Here is a 13,557-nt window from a genome sequence, read left to right on the forward strand (position 1 = left end):
CTCGGTAGGGGCGCAGACCGGCGTGTACGTGTACGCCGAAGCCAGTGTTGGCAGCAGCAAGGCCAATGCCGAGAGCAGCACCTGGCAGAACACCACGCTGACCGGCAAGAACATCTCGATGAAGGCCGAGGGCGATACCACACTGCATGGCGCCACGGCGACCGCTGATCGCATCGACGTCAAGACCGGCGGCACGCTGACGATCGAGTCGTTGCAGGACATTGCCGAGAGCATGTCCAGGAACAGCCAGGTCGGTGGCCGCGTGCAGGTGTCGTTCGGTACCGCGTGGAATGCCGACGGGTATGCCAGCGCAGGCAAGGCCAGCGGCAGCTATCAGGGTGTCGGCCAGCAGAGCGGCCTGTTTGCCGGCAACGGCGGCTACCACGTCGATGCCGGCCACGTGAATCTGGTGGGCGGTGCGATTGCCAGCACCCATGCGGGCAACAGTGAACTGACTGCGGATTCGCTGACGTTCACTGACCTGCAGAACCACATGGACTACGCAGCCAGCTCCGGCAGCATCAGTGGCGGTGCGGGCGGGCAGATGAATGGCGGGGCGCCCAAGCCGGGAACGGCCGCACCGCGAGGTGGTCCGGGCCTGCCGATGATGGAGAAGGGCAGCGACAGCAGCTCCACCCTTGCCACCTTGACCGAGGGCAACATCACCATCGGTGGCAAGCAGACGTCGGCGGCAGAGCTGGGCATCAACACCGACGCCAGTGGAGCGCATCGTGCGCTGGAGGCATTGCCGGATGCGAGCAAGCTGCTGGCAGACCAGCAGGCGATGGCGGCTGCGGCGGGGACGGTGATGGCCACCAGCCAGCAGATTGCCTGGGATATTGGCAGTGCAGATGCGAAAAAGATCACGGACAAGTATCGGGAGCCGATGAGTCCCGAAGAGAGACGGGCGTTCGACGCGCTTCGTCCCGAGGAGCAGTTCAAGCGCCTGGTCGCGTTCGATGCATCCTACCCCGATGCGCTCGCTACCCAGCAGAAGTGGGCCCCGGATGGCGTCTATGGCCGCGCGCTCGGCGCAGTGACCAGCGCGTTGGTCGGTGGTGTTGAAGGACAGGGGCTGGGTCAGCTGGGTTCCAACGCGCTGGCACCGTATGCGGCTGAACTGATCGGCAAGACCTTTGACCCGAACAAGCAGAGTGCTGTGCCTAGCGAGGCCATGCAGATGCTGTCGCACGCGCTGCTGGGCGCGCTGTTGGCAGAGGCCAATGGTGGCAAGGCGGGGACTGGGGCGTTGGCGGCCGGTGGTGGTGAGCTGGCGGCGAAGTTCCTGGGTGACTACTACGCCAAACAGAATAAGGGGCAGTTGTCGCCCGAGCAGGCGGAGCAAGTAAGGGTGCTCGGACAGGCAGTCGGCGCAATGGCGGGAGGACTTTCCGCTGCAGGAATTTCTGGCGCGACATTGGGTATGGGTATTGCAAAAAATTCCGTTGAGAATAACTACCTGAATCACGACGAGCGGATGGAGTACCTTCAGGCGACCGTTATCTGCTCTGATGCAGGTAAAGACTGCGATATCAAGGAAAACTTCGAGCGGCTCTCCGCTGAGCGCGATTACAAGCTGTTGATGGCGTGCCAAGTGCCAGGATCTGCCGCATGTGCTGAACAGCGCTCACTTGCGAAAATTGCATTGGAATCGCATAACTCACCTATATATAAGGGAGAGTATGACGCATGGATGGCGGAAAACGCCGATAAGCTCATCGCTGCAAGCAAGAATGCCGGTTCTGGGGTAAGCCTTGAAAAAATTGCCATTCACTCTTCTACCGAAGATCTGCAAAGGAAGGTGTACTGTTCGCTCGTTGGTGAGTGTGGTTCGAACACTGTCGATCTATTGCGTGGTGCAGGCTACGGTGCGGAAGCTGACTGGCTGTCGTCGACGAATCGAGCAGTCGCTGGTGCTGCCTTTGTAAATGGGCTCTGGACTGGGGGAAGAGACCTGGTAGCGGGTGCTGCAAGCATGAGCCAGATCGGTGTTCTGCTGGGTCTGGTCTCGGATTACAAGGAGATGGACAAGCTTGGCTTGCAGGCCTTCTCCCAAAAACGCAACAACGCGATAAGCCAGGCCATCAATGAGTACATGGAGAAGACTGCGGGGTTGGCCTACTACTTAGCTGGTGGACGAAACTCGTGGAACTTTGAGGATGTCGACCAAGCTGCGAACGTTGGCGGAAAGCTCACTGTTGATATCGGAACCTCTTTGTTAGGGCCTGAGGCGTTCCTTGCAAAGGGGGCTAAGACCACCGCATTGGAGGCCGCTGCCTCGGAGGCGCTCGAACGAGCTCGAGTGGCGCGCTCGGTGAAATTGGAGCCGGATGGCTCGTTGCCGCCGCATTTGCTGCCAGATAACATTGTTGGGGATGGAAGTATTGCTCACCTGGGGGGTGTTAATTATCCGGACGGCATATCATTCAAGGTCGATATTGATGCGCATATTTCTCGTCCAGATGGTTATTCTCAGAAGAGCGGAATTTCTGGGGCGCACAATTCAGTGGAATTCAGGTCGGAGGCTGCGGCTCGTGGCGTGAAAATCGTAAGCGAGGTTTCCACGGATGTTCCGGGTGTTTCCGTTATTTCCTATCAGGTGCCGGCGTTGGATCCTACTGGGAAAGTAATTGTGGGCTATAAAAATAAAGTCCAGACGAAGACGGTTTATGATCCGGCTATAATGTCAGATAGGAAGGTTTTGGCGCTCGGCCAGGAGGCTGCTGCGAAGGGTTACAAGGACGCTGCTGCTGCGGGGAAGAGGATATATGAGTCCAATGCGGGAGGCGTCTCTTTCGTTGTGTATATCGATGATGCTGGTGTAGTTAAAAATTTCCACCCTAAGTGAGGCCGTTATGAGTGATCAGTTGTTTGGATCTTGGATGGATAAGAGGGATTCTGATTGGGTGGTTTTTGCTTACTTTGATTGGATTTATTCGTCGGGAATGTTTATTCAGATGCTCGAGTGTCTATCAAGGGGCTGGGGTTTTGGTACCGATGATGTTGATTGTAGATTTCCGGATAACAATAGCTTCGACGTGGATGATCATTTTTCTGGGGTGGAATTTTCATATGGGCTCAAGTACGACCCGGACGTTGTAATTGTTAGTGATGAAGAGTTTAGTAGATACCTGGGTATGGCATGTCTCAAGTATATAGAAAGAACTCCGGGATCGGCTGAGTACGTTCGCTCAATGCTGTGCCGAAATGAGCCGGGAAATGGCTAATCCAGACTGGGGCCCTGCTGATTGCAGCATCGTTGATGCCCGGGCCTCGCGTAATTCAGGGTAAGGGTGAGCTTTATGTAATTCAGCGGCCAAATGGCTTGATAATTCGCCTGTGGGCATTTTCATCATCTGCGGGGAACACTGGCGCAAAATGGACGGTGGATGTTGTTCATCCATCGATTAATAATGGCGGTGCGGTGGAGATGAAGTTCAAGTGGCCGAGGGATATACTAATTATGTCGTGGAGCATTCTTTTGGGTATTCCATGGTGTCAATGTGGCAGGCGCTAAATGGTGCTCTGGCGGGATCTTCTGTCGATTTTGCCGCGCAGCGGGATATTTTTCTCGACATTATTTTTGATATTCTGGAGTCCGGAAGGGCGAAATTGGCGTCTGACGGTCGGCTTTTGGATGGTTCAAATCTAGAGCAGGTCGAGCTTCTTCGGAGGGCTTGGCCGTCGGCCAGGGAAGAGTTGGAATCTGACCTGTGCCTTTGGTTCTTGATTGCAGCTCCTGCAGGAATTGTATGGGTTCTTGGTAATGGTGAGCTTTGTTGGACGTGAATGAGCATCGGTTTGAATTCCATTGAGTGGAATGCGCCGATTGTTCCTGGTGTATCGATGGCAGCTATACCGTTACATGCGGCATACGATGATCTGGACGCGGCTATTGCTGCATTTCTGATCGACGCGGATGCTCAGTTGTACAGGTTTAAGGACGGGCCTGATCTTCGTCTGGAAAGGTATGGTCCTGACGAGCATGGAAACGGCGGGCTCCTGTTCTCCCTGCCTGGCGGTGATCGCACTGGTGATATGGCTGCGCTCTCTATTACGATCGGCGACTGGGGTGTGCGGGCGATCAAGGTTTACGCATTGGGGATGCCGTGGGATGTCGTTGCACGTAAGTCCTATCGTGGACTTGCAGCAGGTTCAGTTGGCATTGGAAGTCTGGTTTCAGATTTTCTTGGCTTCACCGAGTTGCATTTCGATGAAGCAGAGGAGTGGTTCTGTAGCGGAGGTCAGTACGCTGCCCTCGAAATTTCCGGTTGGGGTGTGCCGCTTGAGGATGAGCCGGAGCAGGTCGTGACTGCAATCTGCGTCGTGGCTTGAGAGTGTTTATGGTCGTTGCATTGAGTTCGAGTAAGGCCGCGCTGAGTACAGGCGGGGTGGGACTCAATAGCCGAGATGCTACGTGGTAAGCGGTCGTGAGTGATTTCGTGTCGAGTTTGGATGAAAAATAATGAGAGCAAGGATTGAACCCACCTTCGGCAGCGCCGTCGGTGAAGCGGTGCAGAGCACAGATGCAACCTCTGATGGGCCGAGCGAGAAGGACGCACTGGCGATCGTGGTAGGAGACCGGTTCTCCACCTACCTCCACTACTGGAGGCTGTACGACGCAAGCGGCGGGGCGCCAAGGCGCTGGAACTGGCCGGCATTCCTGTTCTCGTCACTCTGGTTCTTCTTCCGGCGCATGCATGCGTGGGGCGCGATCTGGTTCATCCTTTCGCCGTTGCTGATGACCACCTTCGTGCTGCTGGGGCTGCCATGGTTGTCCTTGCTCTCCTTCGTGGTGTTTCGCGTACTTGCAGGAATCCTGGCGAATCCGCTGTACCTAGCGCATTGCCGAAGGATTGTCCGCAAGGTTGATGCTGAGCATCGCGGGGCACATCGGCGGCACCTTGAGCTGCAGAAGGCTGGTGGTGTCAGCTACACCGCTCTGGTGATCGCCTTGGCGGTAACGGCCTCACAGAACACCCTGATCAAACTGATCGTTGGTTCGATATCAGAGCCAACGCCCACGCAGTCTGCTCTGCACGTGGCGGCGAACCCGCCGGATCTGCCGGACCCGCAGATAGAGGAAGCGGAGCAGGTGGAGTACCAGGAGCAAATGCGTGCGATCGCAATGACGGCGTGGCCAGCAGGTGTTCCCATCGAGGGCAATGCCTGCATTGTCGAGCTGCGTTTGGCGCCACCAGGTCAAGTGCTGGAGGCGAATGTCCTGGAGCCGTGCACGTTGAGCGAGGCGCAGCGCGAGATGATGCTGGGTGAAATCAGGCGCACGGACTTCACGATCGAGGGGAAGATGCGGTTCTTCAACAGGCATACCCTCATCGGCTTGCGCAGGTAATGAGCATTTCGCTGTTTCTCGAAGTCGAAGCCGGTGCCGATCTGGGTCCCGTGCTGCACGATCTGGATTCGATCCAGGCCGAGTACTTCGACGGTACTGACGGTCTGCGTGGATATCTTCCAGCATCCAACACCGGCTTCGGGTTCGGCATCGTCGACCCGCCGGAAGCTGTCGTAGCGGAAGGGATTGAGGCCTCGTGGCAGGTGGGCCTGCTGGGTTCGTTCCATTTCCGCGCGTGCGGGTTTGAAAGCGCCTGGGAGGAAATCTGCCACTTCATCAAGCGTTACGCCGCGGCGTGCGGGTTCCGGTTTGTGCTCTCCTTCCAGTTCGAGAGCGTCTATGCGGCAAGGCTCGGGAAGGATCTGGTCTTCCCGGGACCAGCTGCCCCGTAATGCCGCGCAACGGGCTGGCAGGTCCCTGTCTGATCCCATTTCGCTGCACGTGGCGATATACCTTCTGGATATAACGCCTTCGTGGTTCGTCCTATTTCACACCTGTCTGCACAGTTCCAGAGTTTTGGATCGATATAATAATACCAGCCCATAAAGTTTCCCCTGCCTGCGCCGCCATCGATCGTACGGCCATGATCAAGGGAATTGAGATGCTCGCCTTACGCAACCTCCGAGTGGGATCCCGGCTGGGTGCCGGATTTGGATTGCTGCTGCTGTTCATCGTGGCCATCGTCGGCCTGGTGCTGTACGGGAATCACCTGAAGTCCGCCCAGTTCTCGAAGGTGGTGGACGTCAACATGGTGAAGATGCGGCTGTTGAACGACATGCTGGATACCAACAACGCGGTGCTGATGCATCGCCGGCTGATGGTGATCAAGCGCGGTGAGGATTTCGACAAGGATTATCAGAAGGCGCAGGAGCTGTCGCAGACCTACGACGGCATCTGGGCCAAGTACATCAAGATTCCACGCGATGCCACCGGTGATGCCCTGGTGGCGAAGATCGACGCGGCACGCAAGGCCACCGACGCCTCCACCCAGCATCTGCACGAGCGCATGAAGGCGGGGGATTTTGACGGTGCGGCCAAGGAACTGCTCGCCGAGCACGGCCTGGCTACCGCATGGAACGAGACGATCTCGACCCTGCTGCGGCATCAGGAGACACTGACCGCGCGCAGCCGCGAGGAATACCGTTCAACCGAATCCTGGACCGGCACGCTGTCGATCGTGTTCGGCGTGCTGAGCCTGATACTGGGCTCGCTGGCCGCGTGGGCCATCACCCGCAGCCTGACCCGCCCGCTGGAAGGTGCGGTGAAGCTGGCCGACGGCATCGCCAACGGGCGGCTGGACAACAGCATCGACGCGTCCGGCAACGATGAGGTGACGCAGCTGCTCAGGTCGATGCAGCGCATGCAGGCGCAGTTGCAGTCGGTGATGGCGGCGCAGGGCGAGCTGGCCCGCCAGCACGATGCCGGCAGCCTCAGCTATCGCATGGACGAGGCTGCCTTCCCCGGCGACTACGGGCGCATGGTGCACGAGACCAATGCGCTGGTCGGCTCGCACGTGCAAGTGCAGAACCGGCTGATCGAAGTGATGAAGCATTACGCCCGTGGCGACCTGTCGGTGGACATGGATCCGCTGCCGGGCGAGAAGGCGGCGATCACCCAGGCAATGGACGAGACCAAGACCAGCCTGTCGGCGATCAACGGCGAGATCCGCCGGCTGGCGACGGCCGCGGCGGCGGGCGACTTCAGCCTGCGCGGCGATGAAGATCGCTTCGCCTATGATTTCCGCGACATGGTGGCTGGACTCAATCGCCTGATGCAGACCACCGACGAGAACCTGGTGCAGGTGTCGACGCTGCTGCAGGCGATCTCGCGCGGTGACCTCACCGTACGCATGCAGGGCGACTTCCACGGCGTGTTCGCCCGCATGCGCGATGACTGCAATGCCACCGTCGATCAGCTCAAGCAGATTGTCGGCCGCATCCAGTCCAGCGCGTCCAGCATCAACCTGGCGGCAGGCGAGATTGCCTCGGGCAACACCGATCTGTCGCGGCGCACCGAGCAGCAGGCGGCGAACCTGGAAGAGACGGCGGCGTCGATGGAGGAACTGACCTCCACCGTGAAGCAGAACGCTGAGCACGCACGCCAGGCCAACCAGCTCGCGATTGGCGCGCACGGTGTCGCGTCGCAGGGCGGCGAGGTGGTCGGCCAGGTGGTCACCACGATGTCGGCCATCGAAGCCTCGTCGAAGAAGATCGCCGAGATCATCAGTGTCATCGACGGCATCGCCTTCCAGACCAACATCCTGGCCTTGAACGCGGCGGTGGAAGCCGCGCGTGCAGGCGAGCAGGGCAGGGGCTTTGCAGTGGTGGCCAGTGAGGTGCGCACGCTGGCACAGCGCTCGGCCGGTGCGGCCAAGGAGATCAAGAGCCTGATCGAGGATTCGGTCGGCAAGGTCGCCGACGGATCGGCGCTGGTCCGCCAGGCAGGCACCACGATGGGCGAGATCGTGGCGTCGGTGCAGCGCGTGACCGACATCATGGCTGATATCTCCGCCGCATCGCAGGAGCAGAGCTCGGGCATCGAGCAGGTGAACCAGGCTGTGGTGCAGATGGATGAGACCACGCAGCAGAATGCGGCGCTGGTGGAAGAGGCCAGTGCAGCGGCACGCTCGATGGAAGAGCAGGCCAACCTGCTGGCTGAGGCGGTTTCGGTGTTCCGCACGGGTGCGGCGACGGCAGCGGCGGTGGTACGCCCCGCATTGGCAGCGGTAGCTGCGACGGTCACCCCGGTACGCCGGCCCGCTGCGCTTTCACCCCGCATCGAACCGACACTGGCGGCCAATGCCGGTGGTTGGGAAGAGTTCTAGAACGTGGCACGCCGGTAGGGAGACGGGGCCCATCACGATGGCTGATCGTGATGGGCGCGGATTTTCTTCCTGAACGCGCGATGGCCGATGAGGTGGCGGACACGCGCATTTCACTTCCGGTTGCCAACTGCGGGTGGACACTGGCGCCATTCCGGAACTCAGGAGATGGCCATGAAGACCTCGACCCGATTGCTTGTGCTGGGCACCCTGCTGGCGGCTTCGTCGGTAGCCGGTGCGCAGACCTATGGGCCGCGCGATGAGGGACGCAAGTTCAACGACGGCAGCCGAGTGGTCTGCAAGAACGTGGAAGTGCAGCGCAACTCGCGCGATCCGAACCGCATCGCCGGTACGGCCACCGGCGCGGTGATCGGTGGCCTGCTGGGCAACCAGGTGGGCGGCGGCAATGGCAAGAAGCTCGCTACCGTGGCCGGTGCTGTGGCCGGTGGTGCGGCCGGTCGCCAGATCCAGGGCAACAGCCAGCAGAAGAATGGCGACCGCGTGGTCGAGCGCCGCTGCGAACGCGTCTATCGCTGATCGATCGCCGACAGCCCCAGTTTTCCCCTTCCACATCGCAGTACTCGAACGCCGGCCCCGCGCCGGCGTTCTTCGTTGCAGGAAAAGGGGACGGAGGGGATTAAGTCGCAATCTCCCAAACCGGCCGGTTACGACTTAATCCCCTCCGTCCCCTTTTTTGCGAGGAGGCGCCAGGTGGCGAGGCCGCCGTAGAGCAGCAGCAGGACGGTGAGGGTGATCAGTTCGTGGCTGATGTCGGCCAGGCGGGCGTCCATCTGGTTCAGGCGCACCATCAGGTTGATGCCCGAGGTGGTCGGCAGCAGCTGTGCCAGCCAGACCAGCGGTTGCGGCGTCATCACTGCGGGCCACGACAGGCTGGCCAGGAAGAACAGCGGGATCGAGGTGGCGATGATGTACTGGAAGGCGCGCTCGCGGGTGCGGAAGAAGCTGCCGACGAACAGGCCGAAGGCCACCGTCGCGGCGATGAACAAGGTGCCGCCCAGCAGCTGGCCCAGCGGATTGCCGCCGCGCGGATAGTCCTGCACCCAGGCGGTGAACCCGGCATACCAGAACAAACCGAACAGGCCGATCAGGCCGAAGCCCAACGCCATGCCGGCCAGCGTCGGCAGGTCGAAGCGCAGGCGCCGGCCCAGTGCGAGGCGGCGGCCGCCGAGCAGAACACCGATGCCCATCAACAGCGTCTGGTGCACGATCAGCTCGGCCACGCCGGGCACGATGGCGCTGCCATAGCCTTCCTGCGTGTTGTACAGCGGGCGCTGCACCAGGGTGACCGGCGGTGCCTGTGGCGCGCCCATGAAGGCGGCCTGGCCGACCACGGCGTCGCGCCCGAATGCGCCCAGTGCATCGGCCACGCTGCCCAGCACCCAGCTGGCACGGCCCAGGTAGGCGCCGTTGCCAAGCAATACCAGCTTGGCCGGATGGCCGCGCAGGATGTCGCGTTCCAGGTTGGCCGGGATCACGACGATGCCTTCGGCGTGGCCGGCTTCGAGCTGCTGGCGTGCGCTGTCGACGTCCGCCGGTTGCCCGACCACGCGCGCAACGCGCAGTGCGTCGAGCTTGCGCAGCAGCTCGCGGCTGGTCGCGCTATGGTCTTCGTCCACCACCAGCACCGGCAGGTTGCCGGCCACCTGGTGCCGGTAGGCGGCTGGATAGAAGAACGAATACAGGATCACCGCACCGACCATCACCACGATCGCGTAGCGGTCGCACAGCACCGCCATCAGGGTCTGCCGCAGGCTGCGCCAGAGCATGCTCATGCGTCAGCCCCTGCGGATTGTGCGGCGGCAGGCGTGCGTGCAAAGGCGATCAGGCGCAGGCCGCCGATGCCACCGGCCACCACCGTCATCAACAGCAGCGTAGCCAGCGGCCATGCCGAAACCTGCAGCGGCGAGCCGATGAACTGCTGCTGGGTCTGCAGCTTGATGTAGGCGCTCAATGGCAGCAGCTGGTGCCAGACGCGGGTAAACAACGGCCCGTCCAGCACCGGGAAGGTGGCACTGGAAAACGCCAGTGCGGTGCCGATGCTCAGACCCACCGCGGACAGCGCGGTACCCATGTCGCGGGTGACGCCGACGAAAAACAACGCGTAGGCGGCCGTGGCCAGGTAGAACAGGGGCTGTGCGAGCAGCAGCAGGAGCACGCTGCCGGCCACACCATCGCCGCGCAGCCAGGCCAGGTAGCCGATGCCGAGCGCGCCATACAGCGAGAACAGCAGGAGGTACGGCGCGACCTTGCCGGCAATCGCCGACCACGGCGTGCGAGCCAGCCAGGCGGGCAGGGTGCCATCGCGGATCTCGCGGCCGAGGCTGCCGGCCACCGCAAGTGCCAGCACCAGCGACAGCACTGCGGGGAAGATCAGTGGCAGCAGGAACAGCTCGTAGCTGCGCGCCGGGTTGTACAGGATGTCCGACTGCACCGCGATCGGTGCCGCGCGCAGCTTGCCCGGGCCGACCTGCAGGCCGATGCGCTCGCGCAGCAGGCGTGCGTTCCAGGCCGAGACCGCGTCGCCGATGTCGCGCGACGCCGATTGGCCGGTGGTCATGTAGGTGGCGTTGTAATAGGCGAACACTGTGCCCTGGCGCCCACGCAGCGCCTGCCGGGTGACATCGCGCGGCACCAGCACGATGGCGAACACGTCCAGGCTGCGCAGCTGCGAACGTGCCTCCTCCAGGTCCGCTGGCTGGCTGGCGACGCGTACGCCGGGACTTGCGTCGAGCATGCGCAGCAGCAGGCGGCTGTCACTGCTGTGGTCAAGGTCGACCACAGCAATCGGGATATCGCGCATCACCGACGGCGTGAACATCCATGCCATCACTACCAGCATCAGTAGTGGCAGCAGGGTGACCAGCAGCAGGTCGGCACGGTTGCTGCGCAGCGACTGCAGCTCGCGCCGCCACGAAGCGGCGAAGCCGTTGCGGTCCGGGCTCAGTGCTGGGGCCATGCGAACAGCACGCTCATGCCGGGGCGGAAGCCCTCGATGCGGCGTACCGGGCGCACCCGCACCTCGAAGCTGCGGACGTCATAGCCGGACGACTGGCGGGTGGTACGCCAGGTTGCGTAGTCGCCGGCCGGATTGATGAAGTAGACCTCGAACTCACCATCTAGGCCCAGCGCCGGCACGCTGCCCTGCAGTTTGCTGCCGACCTTCAGGCCCTGCATCTGCGATTCGCGCAGGTTCATCGCCACCCACATGCGGTCGATGTCGACCAGGGTGAACACCGGATAGCCGGCCGGCACCAGCTCGCCCGGATCGGCCATGCGCTTGTTGATCTCGCCCGCCACCGGCGCGCGTCCTTCCACTTCTGCTCGCGCGGCGTTGACCTCGGCCACCGCGCCCTGCGCCTGTTGTACCTGGCCCTGGGCTGCGCGCTTGTCCTGCTCGCGGGCGCCGGCCAATGCCATGTCGTACTGCGCGCGGGCGGCGCGGGCCAGTTCGCGCGAACTGGTGGCCTGGGCATGCGCTTCATCGCGCTTCTGCCGGGTCATCACCCCTTCGTTGAACAGGTTCTGCACGCGCTGGTAGGTCGCTTCGGCCAGCGTCGCGCCGGCTTCGGCCCGCTTCCAGTTCGCTTCGGCGGCACGGATGTCTTCGCTGCGCGCGCCTTCATCGGCCTTGTCGGCCACCGCCTGCGCAGCGGCCAATGCGCCGTGCGCCTGCTGTTCCTTGGCGGCCACTTCGGGACTGTCGAGCAGGAACAGCACCTGCCCGGGCTGCACGCGATCGCCCTCGCGCACCTTCAGCTCGGCCACGCGCGCGGTGATCTTGGCGGCCACGTTGATCGTGTCCGCATCGGCCATGCCCTGGATCTGGTCGGCCGGGCTGCGCCAGGCCAGCCACAGGCCGAGCACCACCGCGACCAGCAGGACCACCAGCAGGATCGGTCCCAGCCGTCGCTTGCCGGGGGGCGTCGTCGCATCGTCGTGCAGCACATCACTCATGGTCGATCACCTCGTCCGCACGCCGCCGGAATTCTTCGAAACGGTCCATCTGTCCACTGATCTCCAGCAACTGTGCCAGCGCAATGTCGTATTGGTAGGCGGCCTGTGCGCGCTCGACACGGGCGCCGCCCAGGCCGAGCCGCGCATCGATCACATCCAGCGAGGTGGCCTGGCCTTCGCGGAATGCCAGCTCCTGCAGGCGCAGGTTTTCCTGTGCCTGGGCGATGCTGCTGTCGAGCAGCACGAACTGCTGGCGCGCGGTCTCAAGTTCGTTCCAGGCCTTGCGCACGCCCAGTGCGACCTGGTTCTCGGCCTCGCGCAGGCCCGCTTCGGCCTGGTCCTGCTGCGCACGCGCGGCGCTGATCTGCGCCGGCCGCGAGTTCGGCGACAGGAAGGTGTACTTCAGGCCGATGCCGAACGCCCAGTCCGGGTCGGTCAGCATCTCGTCGCGGCGACGGAAGTCGTACTGGCCGAAGGCGAAGATCTGCGGCTTCAGCTTGGCCTGCTGCACGCGCACGCCCTGTTCGGCCTGCGCCACCATCGCGCGCAAGCGCGCGATCTGCGGCTGGCGCGCCTGCGCCGTGCGCTCGAAGCTGGCCACCGGTTCCATCGGCACGCGCTGCACGAACAGCGGCGACACCGGCTGCACCTCGCCACCGCTGCGCAGCAGCGTGGCCAGCGCGGCCTTCAGCGTAGCCAGATCGTTCACCGTCTTCTGGTATTCGCGCTCGGCCTTGTCGCGGGCCACGGTGGCCTGCAGGCGCTGGGCGCGGGTGGCGAAGCCCTCGCGCTCCAGCTTTTCTGCATCGGACAGGTGGCGGTTGAGGCCGTCGCGTACGTCGCGGCGCACGTCCACCGCCTGCTCGGCCAGGCGCTGGCCGAAGTAGGCCTGGGCCAGCTGCACGGTCAATGATTGGCGCTGTGCCTCGCGCTCGGCGTTGGCCTGCTCATGGGCGGCGCTGGCCGCACGTTGCGCGGCCGGGATCACGCCGCCGGTGTACAGCGGCAGCACCGCGGTCACTACCGGGCGGGTACGCCAGTCGCGCTCGGTGAACGACAGCGGCGAATCGATTCCGAAGGCTTCAGCCACGGGCGCCAGCGAACCCAGTGGCAGGGTCAGGGTCTTCTGGAACTGCAGGCGGCGCACTTCGCCGGTGATCTCCGGCAGGCGCAGCAGGCGCGTGGCGTCCTGCAGGTCCTGCTTGTTGCGCGCCGCTGCATCTGCGGCGGCTAGTGCATCGGAGACCTGCTCCAGGCGTTGGCGTGCCTGTTCCCAGTCCAATGCGGGGGCGTCGTTGCTGTTCTGCGCGGACGCAGCGGTTGGCAGGCAGGTCGCCAGCACCAGCGCCAGCGCGGCCTTCGCGCGGTGCATCCTTGTACGTCGGCCGATCACGCCCATGCCGTCCCA

Annotated in this window: 12 protein-coding genes; 8 read left to right on the forward strand and 4 right to left on the reverse strand. The window is 62.7% G+C overall.

From position 1 onward, the window contains the following. Nucleotides 1-22: 22 nt before the first annotated feature. The 8 genes from AC5P7X_RS02580 to AC5P7X_RS02615 all read left to right on the forward strand — a co-directional run bounded on the left by AC5P7X_RS02580 (nucleotide 23) and on the right by AC5P7X_RS02615 (nucleotide 8,711). The gene (locus AC5P7X_RS02580) at nucleotides 23-2,848 is read left to right on the forward strand and encodes a hemagglutinin repeat-containing protein (protein ID WP_495214391.1); all 2,826 of its coding nucleotides are present in this window, start codon (nucleotides 23-25) and stop codon (nucleotides 2,846-2,848) included. Nucleotides 2,849-2,855: 7 nt separating this feature from the next. Beyond that, complete coding sequence (gene cdiI / locus AC5P7X_RS02585) at nucleotides 2,856-3,227, forward strand: ribonuclease toxin immunity protein CdiI (protein WP_143566447.1); 372 nt, start codon at nucleotides 2,856-2,858, stop codon at nucleotides 3,225-3,227. 214 nt (nucleotides 3,228-3,441) lie between these two features. After that, the gene (locus AC5P7X_RS02590; RefSeq protein ID WP_329841611.1) at nucleotides 3,442-3,789 is read left to right on the forward strand and encodes a DUF596 domain-containing protein; all 348 of its coding nucleotides are present in this window, start codon (nucleotides 3,442-3,444) and stop codon (nucleotides 3,787-3,789) included. Beyond that, a complete protein-coding gene (locus tag AC5P7X_RS02595; protein ID WP_329841613.1) occupies nucleotides 3,790-4,335 on the forward strand; it encodes a hypothetical protein in 546 nt (181 codons plus the stop codon). A gap of 130 nt (nucleotides 4,336-4,465) precedes the next feature. Further along, nucleotides 4,466-5,353 (forward strand): DUF2628 domain-containing protein, encoded by an 888-nt coding sequence (locus AC5P7X_RS02600; protein WP_329841614.1) that lies wholly within the window; start codon nucleotides 4,466-4,468, stop codon nucleotides 5,351-5,353. Further along, a complete protein-coding gene (locus tag AC5P7X_RS02605; RefSeq protein ID WP_495214392.1) occupies nucleotides 5,353-5,745 on the forward strand; it encodes a hypothetical protein in 393 nt (130 codons plus the stop codon). The genes AC5P7X_RS02600 and AC5P7X_RS02605 overlap by 1 nt, the downstream gene beginning before the upstream one ends. A 209-nt stretch (nucleotides 5,746-5,954) precedes the next feature. Further along, nucleotides 5,955-8,177: a methyl-accepting chemotaxis protein gene (locus tag AC5P7X_RS02610; protein WP_372485806.1), complete on the forward strand. Its 2,223-nt coding sequence runs from the start codon at nucleotides 5,955-5,957 to the stop codon at nucleotides 8,175-8,177. 165 nt (nucleotides 8,178-8,342) lie between these two features. Continuing rightward, nucleotides 8,343-8,711, forward strand: a complete 369-nt coding sequence (locus tag AC5P7X_RS02615; protein ID WP_005415760.1) for a glycine zipper 2TM domain-containing protein — start codon at nucleotides 8,343-8,345, stop codon at nucleotides 8,709-8,711. 128 nt (nucleotides 8,712-8,839) lie between these two features. Here the strand turns inward: AC5P7X_RS02615 and AC5P7X_RS02620 are convergent, their stop codons facing one another. From AC5P7X_RS02620 to AC5P7X_RS02635, 4 genes are read right to left on the reverse strand one after another with little or no spacing between them, the layout of a single operon-like run. Continuing rightward, nucleotides 8,840-9,967 carry an ABC transporter permease gene (locus AC5P7X_RS02620; RefSeq protein WP_495214393.1) on the reverse strand — a complete coding sequence of 376 codons (1,128 nt, stop codon included), beginning with the start codon at nucleotides 9,965-9,967 and terminating at the stop codon, nucleotides 8,840-8,842. Then, complete coding sequence (locus AC5P7X_RS02625; RefSeq protein WP_053498154.1) at nucleotides 9,964-11,151, reverse strand: ABC transporter permease; 1,188 nt, start codon at nucleotides 11,149-11,151, stop codon at nucleotides 9,964-9,966. Before AC5P7X_RS02625 ends, AC5P7X_RS02620 begins: the two co-directional genes overlap by 4 nt. Then, a complete protein-coding gene (locus AC5P7X_RS02630) occupies nucleotides 11,136-12,149 on the reverse strand; it encodes an HlyD family secretion protein (RefSeq protein WP_005415763.1) in 1,014 nt (337 codons plus the stop codon). Before AC5P7X_RS02630 ends, AC5P7X_RS02625 begins: the two co-directional genes overlap by 16 nt. Then, nucleotides 12,142-13,548 (reverse strand): TolC family protein, encoded by a 1,407-nt coding sequence (locus tag AC5P7X_RS02635; protein ID WP_070489259.1) that lies wholly within the window; start codon nucleotides 13,546-13,548, stop codon nucleotides 12,142-12,144. Before AC5P7X_RS02635 ends, AC5P7X_RS02630 begins: the two co-directional genes overlap by 8 nt. Nucleotides 13,549-13,557: the final 9 nt, after the last annotated feature.

The organism is Stenotrophomonas sp. YJH_SMC_53, assembly GCF_059369995.1.